Here is a 21,783-nt window from a genome sequence, read left to right as displayed (position 1 = left end):
TAAGGCTATGAAACTCGCACAGTACCTCACCGAACAAAATCTAAGCCCAGAGCAGTTCGCTGCTGTGATGGATGGCATGTCCACGTCCGGCGTTCGGAAGTGGATGTACGGCGAGCGCGTACCGCGCCCCGACCAGATGAGGAAGATCGCCGAGTTCACCGGCGGTCTCGTGCAGCCAAACGATTTTGTTCTGGTTGAGGCCGCCGAATGACCGCCGCAGCCGTAAAATTCTATGTTGGACTTCACCAGCCTGCAGACGCCCAGCACTTCGATCTGGCCTGCATCAGCATCAACCGGCTGCGCGGACGCAGGAAGGCGGTCGATTGTGGCGACGTCCTTGTCGATAGCGGCGCCTTCACCGAACTCGCTCAGCACGGCCGGTATCGTCACACGGTCGAAGAATACGCCGCCGAGGTCCAGCGCCTGCACGACTCTGGCGTGGTCAACATCTCTGCTGCCGTTGCTCAAGACTACATGTGCGAACCGTGGATGCTGGAAAAGACCGGCCTCACGATGTCCGATCACCAGCGGCTGACGGTCGAGCGCTACGACGCGCTGCTCGGCTGCGAACTCCCGGTGCCGGTCATGCCCGTGCTCCAGGGCTTCGCGCCGACCGACTACGTCACCCATGTTGTCCAGTACGGCGACCGGCTCAAGTTCGGGATGTGGGTCGGTGTCGGCTCCGTCTGCAAGCGTCAGGGCGACCCACACGCGATCATGGCAGTGCTGCAGGCAATCCGTTCGGTTCGCCCTGAACTTCGGCTGCATGGCTTCGGCGTCAAGAAGACGAGCCTGCTGCATCCCGGCGTTCGGGAATACCTCTACAGCGCCGACAGTATGGCGTGGAGCTTCGCAGCTCGGAAGCAGGGCAGGAGCGCCAACGATTGGCAGGAAGCGGCTCGGTTCGCTGAAGTCGTCAATCATGCGGCTTCGTCTTCTTTCCAGCCGTGGCAGATGGAGATGTTCGCATGAGCTGGAACCACGACATCACCAGCGCCCCGCGCGACCGCAAGCTCTGGCTCGCGTCTGAGTGCGGCGCCGTGGTCGGTCCGACCACCTGGGACAAGAAACGCGAGCAGTGGGCCGGCTTCGCAACGCGCGGCAAGCCGCCGCTGGCCTGGCAGCTGTACATCGTTCCGGAGCATCCGGGGAACTCGGTCATCGTTCACCGGCATACCGAGATCAACCTTCAGATCGTCGACGACTGCGGAGGTGGAGCATGACAGTGCCTGGGATTCAACTGCTGGAGCTCCGCACTGCCGAGGGTGCCGGCATCCGCGATGTGGGAAAGCGGGTCGGAACGTCGCCGGCCACGCTGTCTCGGATAGAGCGCGCTCGCGACTTCGATATATCGATGGCTCGCGCCGTGAGCAAAAACTCTGGGCTTTGCCTCTGCTGCGGTCAGGACTGGCCGTCACCATTTCGCTCCATCATCCATACCCAGGACGGCACCTGCATTATCGTCGATCCCGACGTCGGCGCGGTCTCCGCTCCCAACCGCGAAGCCGCCGAAGCGGAGATCCGCCGGCGGAAGGGAAGGGCATCATGATAACCTGCCCGTGCTGTACTCACTCATTCGAGCCGGAAGCGCCGGCCGCACTCGGTCTCACCGGGCGGCAGCGTAAGCTTCTCGTCTTCATCAAGGGCTACCTCGCTGAAAACGACGGTGTGGCCCCGACCTTCAACGAGATGAAGGATTTCCTGGGCCTCGCGTCCAAGACCGCGATCCACCACCTCATCAACGAACTCGACGAGCGCGGGGCAATCCGCCGCATCCGGGGGAAGACGCGCGCCATCTCGATTGTGGGAGGCTCAGCATGATCGCGTCTTTCGTCACGCTTTTCGTCATCTTCTGCATTCTCTGCATCTTCACGGCGGTCTTCTTCAACATCGCCGGGGCTCATGTCGAGGCCGAGCACATCAATTTCAATCCTGAGGAGTGGGGAAACCCTTTCCTGTGAATTTCGGAGGGTGGCGCGCCAGCCTGCAAGCACGTCGCGCCGCTCTCTCCATCGTTCAGTCTCCGTCTTCGGGCGGGCTTTGATCTCAACTCCTTCATGATCCTCCGCGCTTCCGACAGGGGCAAAGCTATCAGGAGCGCGAACCATGAAGTGGTCAGAAACTCACCATTTGGCGGCAACCAATAACTCAAAGGCGAAAGCGACAATGTCAGCAGTAGACGCATTCAGCCCGGAAGAAGCTCAGCTTTTCGCTGAGAAAATGTTCAGGCGCAGGTGCGAGGGCTGGGGTGATGAAACTCAGGCACTCGATGAGGTTTCAGGGTGGTGCGGCATGTCTCCCCGAAGCTTCAAGCGGCTCATGAAGGGCGAGTTCAAGGACTTCGGTCTCCGGTCATATCGCCGGGTCCGCGGTGCTTTCCTCGACTTCAATCTCCGCCTCATCCACCAGCTCCAAAACGAGGTCAAGGCAGTAGAGGAGGCCCACGGACATGCTCCTGTGGCGGACATTGCAGCAAAGCTGGAGGCTCTGGAAGCTGAAGCGCGAGCTGCGAAAGCAAGGGTCAAAACCTATCCCAAACCAGCAAACCAGAGGTGAAGGCAATGGCTGAGGCCGGCAGTAACACGAAGCTCACGGACGCCGAACGGCAGAAGCTGTTCGCCTACCATTTCCGCAAGGAACTGGCGGCGGAAACGAAGCGGCGGGAAGCAGCTGCCGAGAAGACGGCAAACCGTAAGGTCGCCAAGGCTGCCGATCCGACCTTCTCCGGTCAGAAGTTCGACCATTACCTCAAGGCCCATTTCGGTGAAGACGACCAGAAGCCGGTCGATCGCTTGAAGTCGGATCGCGAAAACCTGGAATGGCTCGGCCTTATCCCATCCACCAGCGGCGGTGATCTGCTTGCCCAGGTCGATAGGGTCGACAAAGAGCAGCTAATCCAGGCCAAGGGCTACAAGGCCGGCCTGCTGAACCTCGATCGCCGGTCCGGCTACGACGCCGGGAGCTCAGACGACAAACTCTGGTTGGCCTCCTACGACGCCGGCAAGACCGAATACGAGACCGAGATCCCCGACATCATGGCGCGCATCGAGGCGGCAAGTTCGAAAGAGGAAGTCGCGAGCGATGGCGATCCCTTCGAAGACGCCGGCGACACCGCCCACTGAGTTCCTCCAGGCGGCCATCCTCCTCCCGGCCGCCCAACTAGACGCGCGAATGCGTCACTCTCTCTCCCGGTGAAGCAATGAACGTAGCACCTCGCATTCAATCATTCTGCTGCCCGACATGCGGTGGCTTTATCGGAGAGGCGGCTCCTATAGAGGCCGTCATCGACGCCCAGACGTCGCCGGTAAGCAAAGCTATTCTCACAGCGCTCTCCAGTCCTATCGGCAAGCATATGACGCGGGATGATATCGTTTCCGCGGTATGGCCGCGCCGTAAGCCAGACGATCCGGCGAACAACTTCCGTGTCACGCTCTACTCCCTCAGGAAACGTCTCACGCCGGTCGGCTGGTCGATCGTTTGCGAGCGCAGTCGTGGCTTGTCGGATGAGAACGGCTCTTTCTATCGCCTCATCCCAACGGAGGCGCGGCAATGATCATCATGGGCCTCGACCTTGCAACCCGATCCGGCTGGGCTGTCCGCGACAGCGAGCGCCACCGCTCATCCATCCAATGCGGCACCTTCACCGTGAAGGAATACGAGTGGGAGGAGAAATACGCGATCGCCGCGAACCTCTTCTACCGCCTCCTGAAGGATCACAAGCCCGACTTCGTCGCGATCGAACGGCCGGAGCACGGCGTCCGCCAGTTCACAAAGAAGGGCAAGCCGGACCTGACGGGCGAGGAGCGTAACGTGATGACGATCAATCCCGCCGCGCTGCAGCTCACGGGCATCGCTGGCGCAATCATCGGCATCTGCATGATGATGCGCGTCCCATACGGCACCATCGCCGCCACGTCCTGGCGCCCGGTCTATTACGGCAAGGGCGTAAAGCCCGCCCAGGGTAGCGACTGGAAGAAGATGGCGATCGAGGCCTGTGATCGCGAGAGCATCAAGCTACCGGGCAACAAGGAAGAGCAGAAGGACGCGGCCGAAGCGGTCGGCGTCTGCACCTGCTGGCACAAGTGCGACGTCCCTCAGATCGAATGGATGCAGCGCAAGTTCATGGATCTGCGCACCGGCGCGCATCAGGCAAAGCAGCGGCAGGCGCAGGTGGGCGTGGGAGCCGCGGCATGACCCTACTCAATCACCAGCAACCCAGCTTCATTTGCAGCAGCGACGAAAGCCATTCGGGCTTCTTCGGGCTCGGCTCTCCCATCGAGGACGAGCATGAACATCCGGAGCGCCTCATGGAAATTCTCACCATCTTCCGTTGGCCAGTCGTGGAGCAGGCAGTCGGCTGCGTCCCTCGTACAGAAAATCAGGTCATGGTCTCCCGGTCCGTGCAGCTCAACCGAGACTGGAACGTCCCAATCAACATCGAACATCAAAACCCCACAGCTTCATGCGGCAACGTCGATATGGGCTTCTCTCGCGGCGGCAATGAAGGCCCGGCGAACATCGTCCGGATCGTTATCCTCGTTGAACGATTTGAGGCAGGCAAGAGTAGCCCGGGACATCGCAGGGCTGCTTTCGATCGGCCATTCGGTTGCCAGGATCTTGATTGCCTCGTGCGCGTCTCTCACAACGCGGTATCGGCCGCTGCCTCTCAGCCTGAATTTCACGGGGCTGAAGGCCGTTTCTCTGCGGGTAGTCATAACGCAGTACCTCACGCGAATCACCCGACTCAACGAATCACTTTAGGACTCGTTCCGGTTGAATGTGGGGTGGCGTGATGAATGCACTAAGCAACCGCGACGCATTCGACCGAATCACCGAGGACGATGCCTTTCAGGCAACCGAACTCCTGCTGGCTTGCATCTTCAACGATAACTCGCTGCTGATCGAGTGCGGGCTTGAGCCTGACGATTTCGCCGAGGGCGTTCACCAGATCGCGTTCCGTGAGGCGCTGGAGCTCTATGAGGGCGGACAGCACGTCAATGCCGTCTCGCTCAAGCCCTTCATGCCCAAGCTGGTCAGCTCGAACCGGTTCGGCGATGTCACGCCCGCGACTTATCTCTCGAACCTCATGATGCTCGGCGCCGATCCTATGGTTCGCCGAAACATCGCCGGCGCCATTGAGGTAATTAAGAGCGTATCGCTCGGTCGGCAGCTTGCCCGTGAAGCCCAGATCGCTGGAGAGATTGCCGCCGAGGGCCACACCCTTCTCACGCTTGCCGATGAGATCGAGCACATGGAGCAGCGCCTCAAGGAGTTGAAGGCGCGCTTCCGCGAAACGACCTCCATCGCATCGCCGGGCGCCTCCTACCTCTCCATGTTCGAGGCATCTGCCAAGCGCGACGGCGTCCTCGGCGTGCCGATCGGTCTGCCGGAGATTGCCAAGGTGCTGTCGGAGCCCGTGTTCGAGGCCGGCAACCTCTACGGACTGCTCTCCTCGTCAGGCGAGGGCAAGTCCAGCCTCACGATGCAGCTCATCTATCACGCGGTGAGCCACGGACACCCGACGCTGTTCCTCTCCTATGACCAGTCCGCCGCCCAATGCGTGCGTCAGATGATCGCCCAGGTTCACGAGATCAGCGTCCGCCAGCAGCGGGAGCCGTCGCGCCTCATGACCGACTACGAGCGCGACAAGTGCGTTCTGTTCGCCACCGAGATCAACAGCAAGCCATTCGACATCATCCGGTGCCAGCGGGAAGGAGTGGACAAGCTCGTCGCCTATGCCCGCCGGTTCATCAAGAAGCGCGCCAATGGCAAGACGCCCTTCATCGTCATCGACCACATCGGGAAGGTGAAGCCGAAGAACGACAAGCTCTCGGCTGACAGGATTTCGGGCGAGGTCACGGTCGAGCTCAAGGCGCTTGCCGATGAGATCGGTGCCTCGGTGCTCATTCTCAACCAGAGAAACGGCGAGAGCGGCCGCCGGCAGAACCCGCGGCCGATCGCCAAGGACCTTTACGGAGGCGAGGGGGCAAAGGCCGACTACGACGCCATCATGACCCTCTATCGGCCTGAGAAATACAAGAAGGAGATGGAGAGGGTCGCCGCCACCACCCAGGACTGGAAGGTGATCAACACCGTGTTCGGATCCGAAATCGAGGGCATCGCCGAGATCGCCTCGATCAAGGTTCGCTTCGGCGACCCCTCGATCGTCGAGACGGTGAAATTCGAGGCTGAATACACCCGCTACGTCTCGCAGAAGCCGAAGCGCCAGCAGGAGGAGATGTTTTGATGGAGATCGAACCAACCGAAGAAGAGCGAGGGGTGATCGCTACCTTGCAGCGGTTGGCCCGCCGTTGGCCTAAATCGCTGTGGTTGTTCTCGGCGTCAGGCAGCCTTTGTGTGATGCGCAACCGTCAGGACGGGGAGCGAGCCCTATACGATAACAGCCGGGGCAGCGGCGCCGATCCCGACTACTGTCTCGCAACCATCGATATACCAAACGATGGAGGCGACTGGTGATTGCCGCGCTCTATGTCCAGAAGAACGGATCCTACTACGGCCTCGACGGTGTCGACCCATGGGACGAGGAGCGTGACGCCCGTCTGTATCCCGGCCCGTGGCCCGTCGTAGCCCATCCACCTTGCCAGCGCTGGGGAAAGATGTGGTTCGGTCAGCCACTGACCGTGAAGCTCACCGGCGAGCGCAAGAAGCTCGGTGACGATGGTGGCTGCTTCGAGGCGGCGCTGCACGCCGCGCGCACTTATGGCGGCGTGATCGAGCATCCATGGGGTTCTCTGGCATGGCCACATTTCGACCTGAACACGCCGGACCGGGCCGGAGGCTGGATCATGGCCGATTATCATGGCGGTTGGACCTGCTGCGTCGAGCAAGGGCAGTATGGCCACTATGCACGCAAGCCGACCCTGATTGTGGTTTACGGCGTCAAAGACCTCCCGTCGCTGAAATGGGGCTACCGGGAAGCAAACCTTGACCCGGTCGTGGTCGAGCGCATGGGGCTGCAGAGAGCAAAGCGCCTCGGAGAAGTGGGCGCCCGCGGTGGCGGCACTGACAGTTCTCCGCGGATTGGCACTCCGGACCCTTTCAGGGACCTTTTAATTTCCATGGCCCGATCGGCACAAGGTGCTGAAGCATTGGAGGCAGCAGAATGAACGAGTTCGCCGGATTTGCCACACCACGAGGCGGCGGCTGGTGGGCCATGACCCGCTTTGCCCGCGACGCAAAGTCTAAGCCGATCCTCGGTGAGGGCGGCGCGCCGATCATCTTCGAGGACGAGCTAGGAGCCACCAAGGCCGCCCTGCAGCATGTTCTCGCCTATTTCAACGGCCACCTCGTGTGCTCTGGCGAGATCGCAGGCGGTGGCATCCGCGACGTCAAGCGCGCTGCGGCAGAGAAACTTTTCCGGGGCGATAAGTCGGTCGAGGTCGAGCGAGTGAGGGCGGAAGCATGATCGCTGTTCTTGAAATAGGCAGGCAGAGTAATCATCTTCAGGCCAGCGATTACGGGACCGTCATCGTCCCAAGCGGCTGGATCGCGACATCACTGAAGAAGCGCAGGAGCCCTCGCGGCTCAACCGTCGCGCATGCCTTCAACAAAAGCAATCATCATCTCCTCGATCGAGCAAAGCACTCTCGAGAGACGTTAAATGCTGGATGCATCATGTCAGTCGAAATCCCCACGGTGACGCCGTATCAGGCCCAATTGCGGCAAGCCCATCAACAACGTCAGATCAAAATGGCGGCCGCCGCGCGGCGTGCCAAGATCGTCAGGACGCAGCCTGAAGTCGCGAGCCGTCCTCCAAAAGAAATAGCTCATGTAGTGAGCAAGCATAGCCAGCATATGCAAAACGGCGAAAATGCTGTGTTGCCACTACCCCCTGTTTTTTGGCATGTTTCAGATAACATCGCAGCCGACGCGCCGATCGAAGAGAAGACGGCTTCAAGGGAACCAGACGCGAAGCCGATGGCCTGCTACTTCGACAGCGAGTTCACGGATTTCTCCTGGGCGATCAAGCGTAACGAGGCTCGCAAGCAGCGAGAGGCCAAGCGCCGCGAGGAAGAGGCCAAACGCGCGGCATGAACTGGCCGCTGGATACTGGTGGCACTTGAACCGCAATTAACTCAGGGATCGTCGCTTATTCCTAACGAGCCGCGCCAACTCGTCGCCGCTGATAATGGGCTCGGGGATCTCCCCACAGTGAACGAACACTTCGATAGCCGGGAGTTCGCCGATATTTTGTTTGCAGTAGGCGAGTGCGTTTTCGAGAGAGGAAAAGGTCTGGCTGGGGACGTTCTCTGACCAGCAGTGCACAGTTGCAGGCGCGGGTGTGGTTCCTGGAATTCGGTCGGGCATTTTGGGATTCCCTCGGCGTATCGTTCTGATGCGAATGTTTGTCACAATTAACATATGGCAAGAACGGCCGGGGAGTTTAGCGTGTTTGCTGGTGAACCGATCGTTAGCCGGTCTCATAGAAGTCGAAGTACATTCGACGCATGTCTCCGCAACCAATGCCAGCCGCCGGTCGCAGCGAGAATGCTGCCCTAATCGGGAAGCCGGACAGTCGTTCGTGAAGATCGGGAAAGCTCGATCGTTCCTTCCTGCTGTAGGCGACGGCCGCCGAAAATAGCCGTGGTTGGGTAACGGGTCTGGAGAAGTCCTTGTAGCCAGACGCCCGCAAGGGGCCGACTAGGGCGATAATCGAGCGCGTTGCGCGTGAGGCTTCGGTCTCCCCGGCGTCCAAAAGCACCGGGAGCAATATACCCGGAGGGACGTGGAAGCCGTCTCGTCAGCCACGTCAGCAATGGCGGGGTTTCTCATTCTGCCGCGATTGAACTTTCCCCAAGGATAGCCTTGAACGCGTGTCTCAGGTTCTCGTAGCGATAAAGTATTTCGGACTTCTCGGCCTTCAGGCGTCGGAGCAAAGCCAGTTCGCGGTCACTCACATCGTTCGCCATAGCGCGTAATCGAAGTTGCCCCTCGATCTCGGCTATCTCTGCCTGATACGCATGTAGTGCTTTCAATACGTTTTGCTGCTGCTTCTCTAGGACGAAGCTCATGGACGTCCTCCTTGCGGGTGCGGTTAACGAATGTATCGCTCCTGCTCGAAATTGGGGCGTTCATTAGCAAGTATGGTTAAAGTAGGATAAACACCCCTGGAGCCTAAGTAGGGCAAATGAAAGCCGGGCTCGCGGTCCTGAGATCAAAGTGTCGTCAACTCTCCGACCTATCGCCATGCAGACCCCGGACGAATGCGCTGCTGACCCCGCACACCCGATAAGGTGAGCCGGGCTAAGGCCCGGTTTGCCGGACGTCTACTGGCGCATGACGATATTCCAGTCGACCGGATAGCCGGCTGCTTCCAACTCTTTTGATACCGCCACTTTCCATCCTGGGTCGAAGGGAATGTAAACGACCCCGTCGAAGTCGCTCGGGCGTTCCACTTGGCCCTTCACCATGGCGGCCACCCGATCCGGGCCGAGGGCGCCAAGGAAGAAGCCCAATTCGAGAATTACGTTCTGGCGGGCGCGGGTCATCCCATCGGGCATGGCATCGTCAGGTGTCATCAGAACAATGGCAAAACCAACGTCTGAGGCCTCCTCCCGGAACTTCTGGATGATAGTTCTGCCTCTGTTGGCTTGCTCATGCAGGATAACCGGCTCGAAGCCAATCGCGCTGATGAAGCGAGCTGTGGCTTCTTTCGGCTCGTTGTCGTGGCCGTGTACGATAAATATTCTGGAGGACTGCTTTGCCCGGGCAACTGGTGCATCATTGGCGCGGCCGGCCTCGCCTGTGTCCGCGATCCGCTCCTGAAGTAAATCGATGGCAGCTTGCAGGAGCTGGATGGATCTCTGCTTATCCTTTTTGACGTGAGCCACCTTTTCAGAATGTCTGATCCCGCCGCCCATCACGATGGGCCAGTCGAAGCGTTTGGCCGCTGCAAAGCGATTGTACTCAATGGTGCCGTGTCCGAACGTTTCACTCAGCGCGGTTTCGATTTCGGCCTCTAGCGGACGGACGGTTGAATAGGGATCGGCCTGATCAAGGGTTTCTGGATCAAATAAGAGAACTTGGTCGAGTCTCTTTTGCAGGCGCCGTACACCCTTAGCCAAATCATCTGGCGTCATTCTGGAAGGTTGTGGTTCTGGGAGCGTAGGGCGGCGGGCCAAAATGTCCTCCTTTGAAAAACAATCAAAACTGCATCAGGAAATCAAACATGTCGAGAGGCGGCAAACGAGATGGAGCCGGCCGCAAGTTGGGAGCGCCGAACAAGGCCACGCAGGAGCGTCAGAGGCGGGTCGCTGCGACAGGCATTACGCCTCTCGATTACATGCTCAAGGTTATGCGAAACCCCGAGGCGAGTGATGAGAGGCGGGATGAAATGGCGAAAGCAGCGGCGCCGTATGTGCATCCAAAGCTCGCTTCCCTGCAGCACACCGGCCGCGGCGGTGGACCCATCCAGACCGTCGACCTCGCCCGAATGACGGAAGAACAGCTCAATGCACTTGAATCCCTCTTTGGCCCGCTTGCCACCGGCAGCGGAGATGATGAAGGCGATCAGAGCGGAGAGGACGAGGAGAGCCGCTGAAGCTGAACGGCAGAGGATCGCCAAGGATGCGGAGCGCATAAGGGCGCGCTGCCAGACCCTGGCTGGTTTCGCGGCCGAAGCATGGCACGTTCTCGAGCCGAAAGCCCATCTTGTTTGGGGTTGGCCGCTTCAGGCAATGGCGGATCATCTCGAAGCGGTTAGTAGAGGGGAGATCACAAGGCTCCTCACCAACTGCCCGCCAGGACTGATGAAGTCTCTGCTTCACTCAGTATTTTGGCCAGCATGGGAATGGGGACCGGCGGGTCTGGCCCACATGCGTTATCTTACGTCGTCCTATTCCCAGGATAACGTGATGCGCGACAACACCAAAATGCGAAGACTGGTCGAGAGTGAATGGTATCGCTCGCTGTGGCCTGAGGTGCAGCTTGCATCCGACCAGAACGCAAAGGGGAAGTTCGAGAACACCAGGTCCGGAGGTCGTGAGGGCCGGCCGTTCGCGTCGATGACCGGTGGCCGCGGCGATCGCGTCATTATCGATGATCCGCATTCGACGGAGACTGCAGAAAGCGACGTGGAGCGGGCTAACACTGTTCGTATCTTTCGGGAGTCAATCTCGGACCGTCTGAACGACCTTGAGCGGTCAGCGATCGTGGTCATCATGCAGCGTCTACACGAGAACGACGTCGCAGGAACCATCCTGAAGCTCCGATTGCCCTATGTGCACCTCTGCCTGCCGATGGAATACGACCCGAGCCCCTACAAAAGCAGCGGGCGTATGATTGATCCGGGAGAGCCCACCAGGATTGGCTTCGTCGATCCCCGCACCGCGGATGGCGAACTGCTACTGCCGGAGCGCTTCAGCCGGGAGGCGGTTGAGGCACTGAAGGTCGTCAAAGGGTCCTATGGTTATGCCGGCCAGTACCAGCAGCGCCCGACGGCTCGCGAGGGTGGGCTGTTCAAGCGTCATTGGTTCGAGGGCAAGATCGTCCGGCAGGCGCCGCCTGGGACGCGATGGGTGCGCCACTGGGACTTGGCAGCGACAAAGAAAACGACCGCTGCGAAGACGGCTGGTGTGAAGCTCGGTAAGGCACCAGACGGATCTTATGTGGTCGGTCACGTGGTCACCACACAAGACGAAGGCAATGCCGTCCGCCGGCTCATCAAGACAACTGCCGAGACCGACGGCACTGACGTCGTAATCAGCCTGCCACAGGATCCGGGTCAAGCCGGCAAAGTTCAGGTCAAGGACTTCGTTTCGATGCTTGCCGGCTGGGTAGTGAAGGCTGATCCGGAAACCGGCGACAAGGCCACGCGAGCCGAGCCGTTTTCTTCTCAGTGCGAAGCCGGCAACGTCTGCCTCGTGCAGGGTGAATGGAACGATGCTTATCTGGATGAGCTCTGCCTATTCCCGGGCGGCGCCTTCAAGGACCAGGTTGACGCAACGTCAGGAGCCTTCGGCCGCCTCGTCGGCAATCGACAGTCGCAGACAACATCCGCTACGGTTAAGGGGCTTTATTAGGCGCGGCGCTCAGGCGTCTCCCACGATCACGGTGATGGTGCCTCGGCCTTCGCAATCGGAGCAGGTCGTGCCGTCGGCTTCGCCAGAGCCACCGCACTTCGGGCAGATGCCTTCAGCGGATTGCTTGGAACCGGGCTCGGTCTCGTCGCCCGGACGAGGAGCCTGGATGTTGTCACTTCGATTGTTTTCGCCTGTCGTCGCCACCTCCTGTGTACGGGAGGCCAACAAGCCACAGTCCGGGATTGTTCCGGCTTATGCGAGGTTTCGAACCTGATGACGGACGCCATCGAGACGAAGCACCCAGCTTACCTTGAACGCGCCGATGAATGGTCGCTGATGCGCGACACGACGGGCGGAGAGAAGGAAGTCAAAGGCGCTGGGACGGCCTATCTGCCGCAACCTTCGGGCTTCTCTGCCCAAGCCGACGGCGGCCGGGCTCTATACGACGCTTACCAGAAGCGGGCACAATTCCCGGAGATCGTTCATCCGACAATTCACGGCATGGTCGGCGTGATCCACAGGACTGAGGCGCAGATCGAAATGCCGGCTGCGATGCAGCCGCTATGGGAGAAGGCCACGAAGGACGGACTGCCGCTTGAGGCGCTTCACCGTCGTATAACCGCGGAGTTGCTGACTACCGGACGCTATGCCTTGCTGGCTGACGCTGCCACGGAGGGTTCGGATCTGCCCTGGCTTGCGGGATACACGGCCGAAGCACTGATCAACTGGGCCGATGACCGGTCGATGTTCGTCCTCGACGAAAGCGGCCTGAGGCGAGAGGGATTTCGCTGGGAGCGGGAACAGCGCTTTCGTGTGCTGGAAATGAAGGAACGGAGCTACACCGTCCAGACTTACACCGGCGCGGCTATGAACGCCGGTGGCGAGGTGACTCCATCGGGCAGGGGCAATGCGAAGCTAGCCGAAATCCCGTTTGTCGTGATGGGAGCTCGTGACCTATCGCTGGCGCCGGAATTGCCGCCACTGCTCGGCGTCGCCCGGTCGGCGGTCGCGCTCTATCAGCTCTCAGCTGATTATCGCTGGCAGCTGTTCATGACGGGGCAGGAGACGCTTGTCGTCATCAATGGCGATGCGCCTTCCGCCGTTGGCGCCGGCGCAGTCATTTCCATTAAGCAGGGCGATCAGCAGGGAACGCCCGATGTAAAGTACGTGGGTCCGGCGGGCACTGGCATCGCGGCTCACCGTGTTGCCATCCAGGACGAGCGCCAGAACGCAGCCCAGTCTGGGGCACGGTTATTCAACAGCTCAGAGAATAAGACAGCAGAGAGCGGCGATGCGTTGCGGATCCGCTTTGCGGCGGAGACGGCAACCCTTACCTCCATCGCGCTTGCCAGTGCGCAAGGCTTGGAGAAGGCCTTGCGACACGTCGCCGTCATGACCGGGCAAGGTCCGGACACCGTAACCGTCAAGCCGAACCTGTCGTTCGTGGACGCAACGCTAACTCCGGAGCAGGCGGCATCTCTTGTATCGCTGTGGCAGAACGGTGCCATCGCATACGAGACGCTCTACGAGAATCTGCAGCGAGGCGAAATCGCCAGCGCCGAGAGGGACCACGAGGCGGAGATGAAGCTTATCGAGGAGGAGCGGTTCGGAAGTGAGGAAGAGCGCAACGCGGCGCTCGGCCTGCCTCAGAGATAGCGGTAGACGAAGTCCATCACGGCGTCCGCCCATTGCTGGAGGACCGCCGGATCGCTCCAAACAATCCACACGCCTACTGCCAGCGCGACCAGCAACACCACGCCGATTAGCTTTCGGAAAACGAAGAACACGAGCCAGAGCACCACGAGCGCGATCGCGCAGGTGATGATGAGTGAAAAGAGATCATTGGGCATCTCGCCTCCGCTATCGCCAAAATTTTGCATACCTACCGCCGCCTTAAGGCGGCTTTTTCATGTCCGGTAGTAACCGGGCTTCACCAAGGAGAAGGCCAGTGGCCCTTAAAGCAATTATCGACAGCCTCGACAGTGTTGAGGAGCAGTATCGCTCGCTCTACGAGGAGAAGGACGGCAAGTTTATTCTCGTTGTAGAAGGTATCGAAAGCCATCCCGGCGCCGCTGCGCTCAAGGCCGCGCTCGATCGCGTCCGCGGTGAAAAGCGCGCACTCAGTGACAAGCTCACGGCCGCCGAAAGCCGGCTGGAAGGCCTGCCGGAAGACTTCGACTCCGATGCCTACGAAACTCTCCGCACCCAGGCAGAAGGCAAGGAGCCTCCGAAGGTCGAGGAGCGGCTCGCGGCCCAGAAGACGCAGCTGGAGGCCAAATTCGCAAAGGATCGCGAAAAGCTGGAGGCGCGCGCCAACAAGCTGGACACGACCCTCCGCCGTGTGATGGTCGACGACGGCCTGACGAAAGCGCTTCTGGAGGCGGGAATCGACAAGACCTACCTTCCGGCAGCCAAGGCGCTCCTGAAGGAGAAGGGCCAGATCAAGCTCGTTGAAGACGATGAGGCGATCCAAGTCTTTGCCGATGACGGCGTGAACGACCGCACGCCGCTGACCGACTACGTCCGAACTTGGGCAAGCCTGGACGAGGGCAAGCCTTTCGTCGCCAAAGCCACCGGCGGCGACGCCAAAGGCGGTGACGGCAAGCGCTTTACCGATAATCCGTTCGACCCGAAGACTCCCAACCGGACGAAGCAGCAGGAGCTGATCGTCCAGAACGACGCCAAAGCCAGACAGATGGCAGAGGCGGTCGGCGTAAAGCCGTACTGGTAATGCCCGGCGCCAGTGGCGCCAACAATCGCAAGGCCATGCCCAGTGGGGTGGCCGAACCTAAAGCACCCCACACCCTCCAAACGACAGGAGCCTTGCAATGGCAACGACCCGCCTGAGCGACGTCATCTATGGCCCGCTCTTCCTCCCCACGACGATCCAGCGCATTGCGCAGCTTTCGCGTATTCGCAATTCCCCGATCGTTTCCACCGATGGCGAGCTTCAGCGCTTCGCCAATGGTCCTGGCGATCTCGTCCAGATGCCCTTCTGGAATGACCTGACCGGCAACTCGAACGTCTCGACGGACGATCCGGCACAGAATGCCACGCCAAACAAGCTGACGCAGGGCCAGGATATGGCCCGGAAAATCCGCCGAAACAACGGCTGGCAGTCGGCAAACCTCGTCGCCTCCATGCTGGCGGAGGATCCGCTAGACGCGGTGGCTCAGCTCATTGCTGAATACTGGGTGCGGGAAGAACAGCGCATCATGGGTCAGCAGATGAAGGGCGTCTTTGCCTCTTCGGGCATGGCGGGTAATGTGCTGAACGTAGCTTCCGAAGACGGCGCGACCACGCCTGTCAATCTCGACGCAGAGGTGGCAGCGAATGCCTATGCTCTGCTCGGCGAGTATGGCACGACCCTTTCGGCAGTGCTCATGCACTCGCGGGTGTTCTACAATCTCCGCGCTGCCCGCGCGATCGAGAAGTTCAAGGATCCGGCAACGGGCCTCGACTTCGACATGTGGGACGACAAGGTCGTCTACGTGTCCGATCAGTGCCCGCGTGAAGCCGGCACCACCTCGGGCTTCAAGTACACGTCCTACCTCTTCGGCAATGGCGCAATCGGTTATGCCGAAGCCACCGGCGAGGGCGGCCCGAAGAAGCCCGTGGAGTTGGACAGCGCTCCCTCTGCCGGCAACGGCGAGGGCGTGGAGACGGTATGGTACCGCCGCCACTGGGTAATGCACCCCCGCGGCGTTTCTTTCAGCGGTACGCCCGCTTCGGCTTCCGGTGTTACCGACGCCGAACTCGCCACCGGTACCAACTGGACGCGGGTCTACGACCCGAAGCTCGTCCGCATGGTGGCCGTGGTTACGAACGGCTGAGGGTAGGGGTTTCGGCCCCTCTCCATCTCATCCTCAATCTGGAGAAGTATCATGACTGATCATGAAAATGATCCGCTTCTGGCGGAGGCGATCGCTCGCCGCGATGAAAGCCGCGCACAGATCCTCCGGTCACGTGCCAATCGGGCAGGTGGTACAGCCATGGATCGTTTGGCATCCGCTTTCGACAAGATGGCGGAGCAGGCTGAAAAGGCGGCTCGCCGATCCTCGGTCGCCTTGGCTGAAATCGAACCTGCCAAGCCCGATCCGGAAGGCACTGCACAGCTTCTCGCTGATAGCGAAGGCAACTTCGCAGCGAACGCGGAAGTCGCAGCCGTCGGCGGCATAGGCATCAAGGCCAGCAATACCGATGTCTCAACCGGGAAGCCGGCGCAGACGATCGAGCAGGCGGGCGAGGCCATTACCCCCGGTGCGCAGAAGCTTGTTGCTGACCAGATCGTGGGCGGTGAGATCGGGGGTGCTAGTGCATCCGATGCCAGCGGTGACGTGACAATCCCCGACGGCTGGCGCGATCTCACCTGGCAGGAGCGACGCTCCCTCGCGTCAAAGCTCAGCGACAAACCGATCAGCAATGGCGAGGAAGCTAATGCTGCAATCGAGGCAGAGTTGAAGCGTCGGGGCTGAGGCAAAAGCTCCCGTGACGCTGATTTACAAGCGCATGGTGACCGCCCTTGAGGCGGTCACCGGTCACCATGGCCTATGTAAATTTAGAACTCGATCTCAAGTCGATCTTCGCAGAAATCGAACTTGGCAGGTTCAGACTCGCTACCATCGGCAAAGTTTGCCTTGACCCATTGAGTGCAGCTTTCGCTATTTGTGCTTTTGTCCCATACCAGATCTACTGTGGTACCTGGCTTGATGCCGCTGCCAATGTCGAAGTATCCCCAGTCCTTCTTGTCCTGAGAGACAAGTACTTTGGTAACAGCAGATTTTGTGCCGTTGGTGGCTGTGAAAGAGAACTCTTCCGCTTGGACGGCAGTGGTCATCAAACCACTCCAAGCGATACTGCAAGCGGCAGCTGCAAAAAGAAAGCGAATGCGATTGATCTTCATGTTCTGACCTCAGGAGGGTGTGAGTTACGTGCTGATCCTTCTTGCACTGTACTTGATGTAAGTCCACGCGGATTCTTCCGGGATCATTAACGGCGGTTGCGCCTCCCCTTTACACGCCACTGAGGTGGCTAGCGTTCAGACGATCGCATGACCGAGATCGAGGCCATCAACTGCTCCGGCCGGGTAGCTCTCGCTGCTGACGGCCGGGTGGGGCACATAACCAACTTGTTCGATGCCGAAGGCAACGAGACTGACGACGTAGCGACCGCCATCTCCGCTGTCGTTAAGCTGGCGGATGATCAGTGGCTAACGGTCGATCTTCTGGCGTTCCAACCAGCAGAGGTGAACTGATGCCTGACCACTATGGGACGCTGGCAGGGGCGCTCGCCTACCACCAAGCACGAGCGAACACAACTTGGGCTGCGACCGGCGGAGACGAAGATCGGCAGGCGGCCCTGCTCCGGGCTTCCGTCTGGATCGACAACACGTACCGTTCGCGGTTCAGCGGCAAGAAAATTGGCGGTCGCACCCAGTTGCGGGAGTGGCCACGCACTGATGCCGTCGATGCGGCAGGCGACGAGATCGCCGCCGATGAAGTCCCGCCCGAGATCGAAGAAGCTGCATATGAAGCTGCGCTGCGCGAGCTGGCAAAGCCGGATTCACTGGCGCCAGACTTCGATGGCAGACTTCAAATTAAGGCGGAACGCGTGAAGGTAGGATCGATCGAAGAAGAGACGGAATACCAGGCCGCTTCTACAATCACTCCTAAGCCGACCTACGCACTTATCGACGGCATCTTACACAACGTCCTTGTCGCCCCCCCGGGCAACACATCAGTAGCTGCCCTGGTCCGCTACTGACTTGCTGGTTATTGAGGGGCTTCTGTGGCCGTTTCTGATGCCGTGCCTGCCCGGGACCTTGGTAGTTAGACGTCGCCCTTGGGCAAATCACCAGTGGCGTCCTTCATGCCCTTTTCGGCCGTCTTCACAAGTTCCTCACGGTTCTTGTCCGCGTCTTTGCCAGTGCGCGCATCGTCACTCGTCTTGTCTGGCTTCTTCTCTGTCATCGCAATCTCCTGTGGTTTGCTGGTCACAACAGAAGCTAGCTGTCATTGTTCCTCGCGAGGTGCGAATGCCTAACCCGATCTATGCCCGCCTGCAGGCCACCGCGAACCGGCTGATTGAGAAATACGGCCAACCGGGCACCGTCACGCGCATCACGCCTCCCGACCCCGTCGAGGGTGGCGACGGCACGAAAACCGCGCACCCGGCCAAGCTCGTGCCGATGACCTATGACCAGCGGTACATCGATGGCACGAACATCACGACGGCGGACCGGCAGGTCTACATCTCGTCCGTCGGCCTCGCGATCGTGCCGGCCCCTGGGGATATCGTCTCCGCCGGCGACGTGACCTACCACGTCATCGCCGGGGACCCGAACAACTACGACGGCATCACGAATGTCGTCTTCATCGTCCAAGGGCGTCTGACGTGACCTACGAGGAACTGCTCGCTCAGTATGAGCCGAAAGTCGCAGCCGCGTTCAGGGAAGCAATTGAAGCCATCCGGTCGTCCGTCGTGCTTAATACGATCGTGGAGCGGCTCGAGCGCGGTGATATTGCGGGCGCGGTGGCTGCTGTGCAGTTCGAGCCAGAAGCCTTCGCAGCCTTGGAGATGTCACTCCGCGAAGCGTTCAACGCGGGCGGTATCAATATGGTCCAGAGCCTGCCGTCGCTGGTGGCGCCGGACGGGACGAGGGTGCTGTTTCAGTTCGGCGTTCGCAACCTGGAAGCAGAGTGGCTGATCAGAGAGCAGTCTTCGACACTGGTGACGAACATCACCCAAGACCAGAGGCTGGCGTTGAGGACTGCTTTCGAGGCAGGCCTGTCGCAGGGAAGGAACCCGACCTCCACGGCGCTCGACGTGATCGGCCGGGTCAACCGGGTCACAGGCCGGCGCGAGGGGGGCACAATTGGGCTAACGTCACGCCAGGTGGAATTCATCGGCCGCGCCCGCGAGAACCTTCTGTCGGGCGATGTCGACGGAATGCGCTCCTATCTCGACCTAAAGACGCGGGACAGGCGCTTTGACCGGACCGTCGCCAAGGCGATCCGTGAGGGCAGGGCGGTTGATGCCGCCATGGTCGGCAAGATCATCGGCCGACTGTCGGACAAGAACCTGCAGCTGCGGGGCGAGATGATCGGACTTGAGGAAACCAGGACGGCACTGTTTTCGGTGCGCGATAATGCCGTCCGCCAGCAGATCGATGCCGGGAAGATAACAGCGGCGGAAGTCACCAAGAAGTGGAAGCATTCCGGATCCGAGCATCCTCGGCTTCAACACCTGAAGCTCGCCGCGCAATCCCGTGAGGCGGGCGTCCCGATCGACATGCCGTTCATCGCGCCGGACGGTACGGCGCTGATGTACCCGCACGATCCGAAGGCGCCGGCCCGTCATCGCATTGGATGCAAATGCCGAATGGAATATGACATCGACTACATCGCGGCCGGGCTTCGCCGCTACAGGGCGAGGGCCGCCTGATGGCAACGCTCTCGTTCTCTGCGGCCGTGGCAGGCTGGGCGGACAAAGTGCCGGAGGCCGTCGAAGCGGTCAGGAACCAAAGCGCCGCCGACGTCGTGAAGGAAATGCAGACGCTGGACAGCGAAGGCGGCCGACTGCCTTTCGATACCGGCTTCCTGTGGGCTTCGCTCATGGCATCCACGGCGACAATGCCACGAATCAACCCGGGCGCGCAGCCGGTCGATGGCCGAACCTACAGCTTCGACTTCGGCACGATCGAGGCAATCATCGCGGGATCATCCTTAGAGGATGACCTCTATTTTGGATACACGGCTGCCTACGCGGGGCATCAGGAGTATGGCGCGAATGGACGCGCGCCGGCTGGCTTCGTCCGTGGAGCGGTCCAGAACTGGAGCGTCCACGTCAACCGGAATGCGGAGAAGGTGGGGAAGGCATTTGGTCTTCTGTAGACCCTTCCATCTTCATCATCATGGTCATCTGGAAGGTAAACAGGGACAGGCGGGCCGCCTTCAGGGTGTTGTTGCCGTACTCGGTCGCGCCTTCCTCGTTGGCCAGCATCAGCCACGCGTTATGCAACGCTTCATGAACATCGCGGTCCGATAGGGGCGGCTTTTCTGACATAGGGTATCGGTACATGGCGACGGGTACAGACGCAATAATCTTTGCTGCGCTGCTCACGCGGCTGGAGGGCTTACCTGCGGCTCTGCCGATCTCAACGCCAGGAATCACTTTCCCGCCGACGGGGCAGACCAAGCCGGCCAAGTACCTGAAGTTCGACTTTATGCCGAACCGAACCCGTCAGGTGACGATGGGCGACGACCCGCAGGAGAAGGTCGGCTTGGCACAGGTGAGCGTCATGTGGCCGCTGGGCTCCGCCATCATCGATGCCCAGGAAGTCGCAGACCAGGTCATCAGCCGCTTCAAGAACCAGACGATATTCGCCTCTGGCGTGAAAATCACGATCAGCAGCGAGCCCTGGGCATCCCGCCCGATCAAGGACGAGGACCGGATGAACATCCCGGTCTCCATCCCCTACATCGCCTTCGAACCGGAGACCTGAAATGGCAAACAAGGCAACTAAGAAGGGCACGAAGGTGTTCGTTTGCGCCACCGCCCAAAATGATGACCTCATCGCAAGCACATTCGCTGCGCTCACTTGGGTTCAAGTCGGGAAGGTGGGTAACGTCGGTGACTTCGGCGCGAACTCCACCATGAACAGCTACAACACGCTGGACGAGGCGGTCACGCAGAAGCAAAAGGGCACGGCCAACGCCGGCGACCCTGTTATCGAGGTCGCATCTGTCTTTGACGACGCCGGCCAGGTGATCCTTCGCACGTTCGGTGACCCGCTCAATCAGAACAACATGGCGATCAAGATCGAGCGGAATGACAAGCCCGATGCCGATCATACCAACACGATCATCTACAGCCGCGGTGTCGTCTCCGGGCCGCTGTATCCCGGCGGCGGGTCCGATGACTTCGAGCTCGAGCGCTTCACCCTTGGCCTGAACCAGCTGCCGATCGTCGTCGGTCCGGCCGAAATCCCCTGAGAGGACTGAACATGGACATTTCGAAACTCGTCAATTCCGAGGATCTCCATGAGCTTAAGCTCACCGGGCCGGATACCGACGAACTGATCGGCATCCGCTTCATGATCCGATCGTCCGAAAGCGACGCGGTCAAGCGGGTCGTGCGGGAGCATTCAGACAAGTTCCTTGCCAGCCGGAAGAAGAAGCTGACGTCGTCCAAAGTCGAGGCCGAATATCTCGATCGCGCGGCAGCCGCTATTGCCTCCTGGGATTGGGGCGACCACGATTGGAAGGGCTCAAAGCCGGTCCTCTCGTTCGAGATGGCCCGCGAGGTCGTCTCTGAAGCGGGCTGGATCTATGACCAGGTAGCGGCAGCATCCGAGGATCGGGCAAATTTTACGAAGAGCTTGGGGAAAGGCTCTGCGAAGCCGTAGCAGTCGTCGCCCGGTATGACTGCGTCAGGGACAAGGACGGCGAAACGCGTCGGGAGAGAAACGATGCGTTCGAGGTCGAAAGCCCGGAGCCTGACATTCCCGATGAAGGCGCCATGCTGTGGGAGTGGTTCTGGGATATACGGGCAGGGCAGGCGAGCGGCTTCAACGGCGCCAACCCTGCCTCATCCTCCGAAATACTGGCTTGGCTGCAACTTACCGGAAACGTCCTCCGGCGGGAGGATGTGGCGATCCTGCGGTCTATGGATAGCCGTTATGTCTCCGAGATCGACCGGGAGGCTGAGGCGATCAGGGAGCGGGAAACAGAAAAATAGGCAA

General features: G+C 60.2%; 38 protein-coding genes. 31 read left to right on the top strand and 7 right to left on the bottom strand.

Translation table 11 applies throughout. The features are described 5' to 3' along the window. Positions 1–7 precede the first annotated feature (7 nt). From GQ59_RS00250 to GQ59_RS00180, 16 genes are all read left to right on the top strand, one after another. The gene (locus GQ59_RS00250) at positions 8–211 is read left to right on the top strand and encodes a helix-turn-helix domain-containing protein (RefSeq protein WP_037076134.1); all 204 of its coding nucleotides are present in this window, start codon (positions 8–10) and stop codon (positions 209–211) included. Then, the gene (locus GQ59_RS00245; protein WP_051903702.1) at positions 208–972 is read left to right on the top strand and encodes a deazapurine DNA modification protein DpdA family protein; all 765 of its coding nucleotides are present in this window, start codon (positions 208–210) and stop codon (positions 970–972) included. The genes GQ59_RS00250 and GQ59_RS00245 overlap by 4 nt, the downstream gene beginning before the upstream one ends. Then, the gene (locus GQ59_RS00240; protein ID WP_037076132.1) at positions 969–1,223 is read left to right on the top strand and encodes a hypothetical protein; all 255 of its coding nucleotides are present in this window, start codon (positions 969–971) and stop codon (positions 1,221–1,223) included. The genes GQ59_RS00245 and GQ59_RS00240 overlap by 4 nt, the downstream gene beginning before the upstream one ends. Then, complete coding sequence (locus GQ59_RS32960) at positions 1,220–1,549, top strand: helix-turn-helix domain-containing protein (RefSeq protein WP_037076129.1); 330 nt, start codon at positions 1,220–1,222, stop codon at positions 1,547–1,549. Before GQ59_RS00240 ends, GQ59_RS32960 begins: the two co-directional genes overlap by 4 nt. Beyond that, positions 1,546–1,821 carry a LexA family protein gene (locus tag GQ59_RS00230; RefSeq protein WP_037076127.1) on the top strand — a complete coding sequence of 92 codons (276 nt, stop codon included), beginning with the start codon at positions 1,546–1,548 and terminating at the stop codon, positions 1,819–1,821. Before GQ59_RS32960 ends, GQ59_RS00230 begins: the two co-directional genes overlap by 4 nt. Next, the gene (locus GQ59_RS32280) at positions 1,818–1,961 is read left to right on the top strand and encodes a hypothetical protein (protein WP_156376339.1); all 144 of its coding nucleotides are present in this window, start codon (positions 1,818–1,820) and stop codon (positions 1,959–1,961) included. Before GQ59_RS00230 ends, GQ59_RS32280 begins: the two co-directional genes overlap by 4 nt. Positions 1,962–2,106: 145 nt before the next feature. Then, a complete protein-coding gene (locus GQ59_RS00225) occupies positions 2,107–2,556 on the top strand; it encodes a hypothetical protein (RefSeq protein ID WP_037076125.1) in 450 nt (149 codons plus the stop codon). Between the two features lie 5 nt (positions 2,557–2,561). Beyond that, complete coding sequence (locus GQ59_RS00220) at positions 2,562–3,122, top strand: hypothetical protein (protein ID WP_037076124.1); 561 nt, start codon at positions 2,562–2,564, stop codon at positions 3,120–3,122. Between the two features lie 77 nt (positions 3,123–3,199). Continuing rightward, entirely contained in the window at positions 3,200–3,553 is a 354-nt protein-coding gene (locus GQ59_RS30830) for an AfsR/SARP family transcriptional regulator (protein ID WP_084682924.1), read from the top strand. Further along, on the top strand, positions 3,550–4,194 hold the full coding sequence (locus GQ59_RS00215) for a RuvC family protein (protein WP_051903700.1): 645 nt from the start codon (positions 3,550–3,552) through the stop codon (positions 4,192–4,194). Before GQ59_RS30830 ends, GQ59_RS00215 begins: the two co-directional genes overlap by 4 nt. Beyond that, entirely contained in the window at positions 4,191–4,793 is a 603-nt protein-coding gene (locus GQ59_RS33520; protein WP_432762559.1) for a hypothetical protein, read from the top strand. Before GQ59_RS00215 ends, GQ59_RS33520 begins: the two co-directional genes overlap by 4 nt. Beyond that, positions 4,793–6,247: a replicative DNA helicase gene (locus GQ59_RS00200; RefSeq protein ID WP_162183270.1), complete on the top strand. Its 1,455-nt coding sequence runs from the start codon at positions 4,793–4,795 to the stop codon at positions 6,245–6,247. Before GQ59_RS33520 ends, GQ59_RS00200 begins: the two co-directional genes overlap by 1 nt. Beyond that, positions 6,247–6,477: a hypothetical protein gene (locus GQ59_RS00195; protein ID WP_037076117.1), complete on the top strand. Its 231-nt coding sequence runs from the start codon at positions 6,247–6,249 to the stop codon at positions 6,475–6,477. Before GQ59_RS00200 ends, GQ59_RS00195 begins: the two co-directional genes overlap by 1 nt. Beyond that, a complete protein-coding gene (locus tag GQ59_RS00190; protein WP_037076115.1) occupies positions 6,474–7,127 on the top strand; it encodes a hypothetical protein in 654 nt (217 codons plus the stop codon). Before GQ59_RS00195 ends, GQ59_RS00190 begins: the two co-directional genes overlap by 4 nt. After that, entirely contained in the window at positions 7,124–7,426 is a 303-nt protein-coding gene (locus GQ59_RS00185) for a hypothetical protein (RefSeq protein WP_037076111.1), read from the top strand. The genes GQ59_RS00190 and GQ59_RS00185 overlap by 4 nt, the downstream gene beginning before the upstream one ends. Beyond that, the gene (locus GQ59_RS00180) at positions 7,423–8,055 is read left to right on the top strand and encodes a hypothetical protein (protein WP_037076110.1); all 633 of its coding nucleotides are present in this window, start codon (positions 7,423–7,425) and stop codon (positions 8,053–8,055) included. The genes GQ59_RS00185 and GQ59_RS00180 overlap by 4 nt, the downstream gene beginning before the upstream one ends. A gap of 734 nt (positions 8,056–8,789) precedes the next feature. On the opposite strand, the gene GQ59_RS00170 is transcribed toward GQ59_RS00180, so the two are convergent. Together GQ59_RS00170 and GQ59_RS00165 are read right to left on the bottom strand one after the other, a co-directional pair. Next, positions 8,790–9,032 carry a hypothetical protein gene (locus tag GQ59_RS00170; protein ID WP_037076106.1) on the bottom strand — a complete coding sequence of 81 codons (243 nt, stop codon included), beginning with the start codon at positions 9,030–9,032 and terminating at the stop codon, positions 8,790–8,792. A 255-nt stretch (positions 9,033–9,287) separates the two neighbouring features. Beyond that, positions 9,288–10,100, bottom strand: a complete 813-nt coding sequence (locus GQ59_RS00165; RefSeq protein WP_051903695.1) for a TIR domain-containing protein — start codon at positions 10,098–10,100, stop codon at positions 9,288–9,290. An 89-nt stretch (positions 10,101–10,189) separates the two neighbouring features. Here GQ59_RS00165 and GQ59_RS00160 point away from each other — a divergent pair, with 89 nt between their 5' ends. Beyond that, positions 10,190–10,561, top strand: coding sequence for a hypothetical protein (locus GQ59_RS00160; RefSeq protein ID WP_051903694.1), 372 nt, complete (start codon positions 10,190–10,192; stop codon positions 10,559–10,561). 313 nt (positions 10,562–10,874) lie between these two features. Next, positions 10,875–12,041, top strand: coding sequence for a phage terminase large subunit (gene terL / locus GQ59_RS00155; RefSeq protein ID WP_341872371.1), 1,167 nt, complete (start codon positions 10,875–10,877; stop codon positions 12,039–12,041). Positions 12,042–12,050: 9 nt separating this feature from the next. Here terL and GQ59_RS31680 read toward each other — a convergent pair whose 3' ends face one another. Beyond that, complete coding sequence (locus GQ59_RS31680) at positions 12,051–12,266, bottom strand: hypothetical protein (protein WP_152564173.1); 216 nt, start codon at positions 12,264–12,266, stop codon at positions 12,051–12,053. A gap of 48 nt (positions 12,267–12,314) precedes the next feature. Between GQ59_RS31680 and GQ59_RS00150 the strand changes: the two genes are divergently transcribed. After that, positions 12,315–13,697 (top strand): DUF4055 domain-containing protein, encoded by a 1,383-nt coding sequence (locus GQ59_RS00150; RefSeq protein ID WP_037076101.1) that lies wholly within the window; start codon positions 12,315–12,317, stop codon positions 13,695–13,697. On the opposite strand, the gene GQ59_RS00145 is transcribed toward GQ59_RS00150, so the two are convergent. After that, positions 13,688–13,891 carry a hypothetical protein gene (locus GQ59_RS00145; RefSeq protein ID WP_152564172.1) on the bottom strand — a complete coding sequence of 68 codons (204 nt, stop codon included), beginning with the start codon at positions 13,889–13,891 and terminating at the stop codon, positions 13,688–13,690. The two genes, GQ59_RS00150 and GQ59_RS00145, sit on opposite strands and share 10 nt — an antisense overlap. Positions 13,892–13,989: 98 nt before the next feature. On the opposite strand from GQ59_RS00145, the gene GQ59_RS00140 reads away from it, so the two are divergent. The 3 genes from GQ59_RS00140 to GQ59_RS00130 all read left to right on the top strand — a co-directional run bounded on the left by GQ59_RS00140 (position 13,990) and on the right by GQ59_RS00130 (position 16,516). After that, a complete protein-coding gene (locus GQ59_RS00140) occupies positions 13,990–14,772 on the top strand; it encodes a hypothetical protein (protein ID WP_037076095.1) in 783 nt (260 codons plus the stop codon). 97 nt (positions 14,773–14,869) lie between these two features. Next, positions 14,870–15,874 (top strand): hypothetical protein, encoded by a 1,005-nt coding sequence (locus GQ59_RS00135; protein WP_037076094.1) that lies wholly within the window; start codon positions 14,870–14,872, stop codon positions 15,872–15,874. A gap of 159 nt (positions 15,875–16,033) precedes the next feature. Next, positions 16,034–16,516 carry a hypothetical protein gene (locus GQ59_RS00130; RefSeq protein ID WP_207642189.1) on the top strand — a complete coding sequence of 161 codons (483 nt, stop codon included), beginning with the start codon at positions 16,034–16,036 and terminating at the stop codon, positions 16,514–16,516. Between the two features lie 83 nt (positions 16,517–16,599). Here the strand turns inward: GQ59_RS00130 and GQ59_RS00125 are convergent, their stop codons facing one another. After that, entirely contained in the window at positions 16,600–16,944 is a 345-nt protein-coding gene (locus GQ59_RS00125; protein ID WP_037076090.1) for a hypothetical protein, read from the bottom strand. 147 nt (positions 16,945–17,091) lie between these two features. On the opposite strand from GQ59_RS00125, the gene GQ59_RS00120 reads away from it, so the two are divergent. Further along, the gene (locus GQ59_RS00120; protein ID WP_037076088.1) at positions 17,092–17,295 is read left to right on the top strand and encodes a hypothetical protein; all 204 of its coding nucleotides are present in this window, start codon (positions 17,092–17,094) and stop codon (positions 17,293–17,295) included. Further along, positions 17,295–17,804, top strand: a complete 510-nt coding sequence (locus GQ59_RS00115) for a DnaT-like ssDNA-binding protein (RefSeq protein WP_037076086.1) — start codon at positions 17,295–17,297, stop codon at positions 17,802–17,804. The genes GQ59_RS00120 and GQ59_RS00115 overlap by 1 nt, the downstream gene beginning before the upstream one ends. Positions 17,805–17,869: 65 nt before the next feature. On the opposite strand, the gene GQ59_RS32275 is transcribed toward GQ59_RS00115, so the two are convergent. Next, positions 17,870–18,010: a hypothetical protein gene (locus tag GQ59_RS32275; RefSeq protein WP_156376338.1), complete on the bottom strand. Its 141-nt coding sequence runs from the start codon at positions 18,008–18,010 to the stop codon at positions 17,870–17,872. Between the two features lie 65 nt (positions 18,011–18,075). Here GQ59_RS32275 and GQ59_RS00110 point away from each other — a divergent pair, with 65 nt between their 5' ends. From GQ59_RS00110 to GQ59_RS00100, 3 genes are read left to right on the top strand one after another with little or no spacing between them, the layout of a single operon-like run. Further along, a complete protein-coding gene (locus GQ59_RS00110; protein ID WP_037076084.1) occupies positions 18,076–18,438 on the top strand; it encodes a hypothetical protein in 363 nt (120 codons plus the stop codon). Then, on the top strand, positions 18,435–19,484 hold the full coding sequence (locus GQ59_RS00105) for a putative phage head morphogenesis protein (protein WP_037076082.1): 1,050 nt from the start codon (positions 18,435–18,437) through the stop codon (positions 19,482–19,484). The genes GQ59_RS00110 and GQ59_RS00105 overlap by 4 nt, the downstream gene beginning before the upstream one ends. Next, positions 19,484–19,933, top strand: coding sequence for a hypothetical protein (locus GQ59_RS00100; protein ID WP_037076079.1), 450 nt, complete (start codon positions 19,484–19,486; stop codon positions 19,931–19,933). Before GQ59_RS00105 ends, GQ59_RS00100 begins: the two co-directional genes overlap by 1 nt. Here the strand turns inward: GQ59_RS00100 and GQ59_RS31675 are convergent. Continuing rightward, positions 19,887–20,105, bottom strand: coding sequence for a hypothetical protein (locus GQ59_RS31675; protein ID WP_152564171.1), 219 nt, complete (start codon positions 20,103–20,105; stop codon positions 19,887–19,889). The two genes, GQ59_RS00100 and GQ59_RS31675, sit on opposite strands and share 47 nt — an antisense overlap. A 13-nt stretch (positions 20,106–20,118) precedes the next feature. Here GQ59_RS31675 and GQ59_RS00095 point away from each other — a divergent pair, with 13 nt between their 5' ends. The 4 genes from GQ59_RS00095 to GQ59_RS33515 are packed head-to-tail and all read left to right on the top strand — an operon-like array spanning position 20,119 to position 21,779. Continuing rightward, the gene (locus GQ59_RS00095) at positions 20,119–20,544 is read left to right on the top strand and encodes a phage tail terminator-like protein (RefSeq protein WP_037076078.1); all 426 of its coding nucleotides are present in this window, start codon (positions 20,119–20,121) and stop codon (positions 20,542–20,544) included. A gap of 1 nt (position 20,545) precedes the next feature. Next, positions 20,546–21,034 (top strand): hypothetical protein, encoded by a 489-nt coding sequence (locus GQ59_RS00090; protein WP_037076076.1) that lies wholly within the window; start codon positions 20,546–20,548, stop codon positions 21,032–21,034. A gap of 11 nt (positions 21,035–21,045) precedes the next feature. Beyond that, complete coding sequence (locus GQ59_RS00085) at positions 21,046–21,447, top strand: hypothetical protein (protein ID WP_037076074.1); 402 nt, start codon at positions 21,046–21,048, stop codon at positions 21,445–21,447. Next, entirely contained in the window at positions 21,390–21,779 is a 390-nt protein-coding gene (locus GQ59_RS33515) for a phage tail assembly chaperone (protein ID WP_432762563.1), read from the top strand. Before GQ59_RS00085 ends, GQ59_RS33515 begins: the two co-directional genes overlap by 58 nt. Positions 21,780–21,783 lie beyond the last annotated feature (4 nt).

Origin of the sequence: Neorhizobium vignae (assembly GCF_000732195.1) — a bacterium.
Classification (GTDB): Bacteria; Pseudomonadota; Alphaproteobacteria; order Rhizobiales; family Rhizobiaceae; genus Neorhizobium; species Neorhizobium vignae.
The sequence above is the reverse complement of the archived record's forward strand: the minus strand, read 5'-3'. Positions and strand labels throughout refer to the sequence as shown.

What these genes read in the sequence shown, in the direction of transcription:
- GQ59_RS00250 (WP_037076134.1), top strand. Translation starts at nt 8, where the DNA reads ATGAAACTCGCACAGTACCTCACCGAACAAAATCTAAGCCCAGAGCAG.
- GQ59_RS00245 (WP_051903702.1), top strand. Translation starts at nt 208, where the DNA reads ATGACCGCCGCAGCCGTAAAATTCTATGTTGGACTTCACCAGCCTGCA.
- GQ59_RS00240 (WP_037076132.1), top strand. Translation starts at nt 969, where the DNA reads ATGAGCTGGAACCACGACATCACCAGCGCCCCGCGCGACCGCAAGCTC.
- GQ59_RS32960 (WP_037076129.1), top strand. Translation starts at nt 1,220, where the DNA reads ATGACAGTGCCTGGGATTCAACTGCTGGAGCTCCGCACTGCCGAGGGT.
- GQ59_RS00230 (WP_037076127.1), top strand. Translation starts at nt 1,546, where the DNA reads ATGATAACCTGCCCGTGCTGTACTCACTCATTCGAGCCGGAAGCGCCG.
- GQ59_RS32280 (WP_156376339.1), top strand. Translation starts at nt 1,818, where the DNA reads ATGATCGCGTCTTTCGTCACGCTTTTCGTCATCTTCTGCATTCTCTGC.
- GQ59_RS00225 (WP_037076125.1), top strand. Translation starts at nt 2,107, where the DNA reads ATGAAGTGGTCAGAAACTCACCATTTGGCGGCAACCAATAACTCAAAG.
- GQ59_RS00220 (WP_037076124.1), top strand. Translation starts at nt 2,562, where the DNA reads ATGGCTGAGGCCGGCAGTAACACGAAGCTCACGGACGCCGAACGGCAG.
- GQ59_RS30830 (WP_084682924.1), top strand. Translation starts at nt 3,200, where the DNA reads ATGAACGTAGCACCTCGCATTCAATCATTCTGCTGCCCGACATGCGGT.
- GQ59_RS00215 (WP_051903700.1), top strand. Translation starts at nt 3,550, where the DNA reads ATGATCATCATGGGCCTCGACCTTGCAACCCGATCCGGCTGGGCTGTC.
- GQ59_RS33520 (WP_432762559.1), top strand. Translation starts at nt 4,191, where the DNA reads ATGACCCTACTCAATCACCAGCAACCCAGCTTCATTTGCAGCAGCGAC.
- GQ59_RS00200 (WP_162183270.1), top strand. Translation starts at nt 4,793, where the DNA reads ATGAATGCACTAAGCAACCGCGACGCATTCGACCGAATCACCGAGGAC.
- GQ59_RS00195 (WP_037076117.1), top strand. Translation starts at nt 6,247, where the DNA reads ATGGAGATCGAACCAACCGAAGAAGAGCGAGGGGTGATCGCTACCTTG.
- GQ59_RS00185 (WP_037076111.1), top strand. Translation starts at nt 7,124, where the DNA reads ATGAACGAGTTCGCCGGATTTGCCACACCACGAGGCGGCGGCTGGTGG.
- GQ59_RS00180 (WP_037076110.1), top strand. Translation starts at nt 7,423, where the DNA reads ATGATCGCTGTTCTTGAAATAGGCAGGCAGAGTAATCATCTTCAGGCC.
- GQ59_RS00170 (WP_037076106.1), bottom strand. Translation starts at nt 9,032, where the DNA reads ATGAGCTTCGTCCTAGAGAAGCAGCAGCAAAACGTATTGAAAGCACTA.
- GQ59_RS00165 (WP_051903695.1), bottom strand. Translation starts at nt 10,100, where the DNA reads ATGACGCCAGATGATTTGGCTAAGGGTGTACGGCGCCTGCAAAAGAGA.
- GQ59_RS00160 (WP_051903694.1), top strand. Translation starts at nt 10,190, where the DNA reads ATGTCGAGAGGCGGCAAACGAGATGGAGCCGGCCGCAAGTTGGGAGCG.
- terL (WP_341872371.1), top strand. Translation starts at nt 10,875, where the DNA reads ATGCGCGACAACACCAAAATGCGAAGACTGGTCGAGAGTGAATGGTAT.
- GQ59_RS00150 (WP_037076101.1), top strand. Translation starts at nt 12,315, where the DNA reads ATGACGGACGCCATCGAGACGAAGCACCCAGCTTACCTTGAACGCGCC.
- GQ59_RS00145 (WP_152564172.1), bottom strand. Translation starts at nt 13,891, where the DNA reads ATGCCCAATGATCTCTTTTCACTCATCATCACCTGCGCGATCGCGCTC.
- GQ59_RS00135 (WP_037076094.1), top strand. Translation starts at nt 14,870, where the DNA reads ATGGCAACGACCCGCCTGAGCGACGTCATCTATGGCCCGCTCTTCCTC.
- GQ59_RS00130 (WP_207642189.1), top strand. Translation starts at nt 16,034, where the DNA reads ATGGATCGTTTGGCATCCGCTTTCGACAAGATGGCGGAGCAGGCTGAA.
- GQ59_RS00125 (WP_037076090.1), bottom strand. Translation starts at nt 16,944, where the DNA reads ATGAAGATCAATCGCATTCGCTTTCTTTTTGCAGCTGCCGCTTGCAGT.
- GQ59_RS00120 (WP_037076088.1), top strand. Translation starts at nt 17,092, where the DNA reads ATGACCGAGATCGAGGCCATCAACTGCTCCGGCCGGGTAGCTCTCGCT.
- GQ59_RS00115 (WP_037076086.1), top strand. Translation starts at nt 17,295, where the DNA reads ATGCCTGACCACTATGGGACGCTGGCAGGGGCGCTCGCCTACCACCAA.
- GQ59_RS32275 (WP_156376338.1), bottom strand. Translation starts at nt 18,010, where the DNA reads ATGACAGAGAAGAAGCCAGACAAGACGAGTGACGATGCGCGCACTGGC.
- GQ59_RS00110 (WP_037076084.1), top strand. Translation starts at nt 18,076, where the DNA reads ATGCCTAACCCGATCTATGCCCGCCTGCAGGCCACCGCGAACCGGCTG.
- GQ59_RS00100 (WP_037076079.1), top strand. Translation starts at nt 19,484, where the DNA reads ATGGCAACGCTCTCGTTCTCTGCGGCCGTGGCAGGCTGGGCGGACAAA.
- GQ59_RS31675 (WP_152564171.1), bottom strand. Translation starts at nt 20,105, where the DNA reads ATGTCAGAAAAGCCGCCCCTATCGGACCGCGATGTTCATGAAGCGTTG.
- GQ59_RS00095 (WP_037076078.1), top strand. Translation starts at nt 20,119, where the DNA reads ATGGCGACGGGTACAGACGCAATAATCTTTGCTGCGCTGCTCACGCGG.
- GQ59_RS00090 (WP_037076076.1), top strand. Translation starts at nt 20,546, where the DNA reads ATGGCAAACAAGGCAACTAAGAAGGGCACGAAGGTGTTCGTTTGCGCC.
- GQ59_RS00085 (WP_037076074.1), top strand. Translation starts at nt 21,046, where the DNA reads ATGGACATTTCGAAACTCGTCAATTCCGAGGATCTCCATGAGCTTAAG.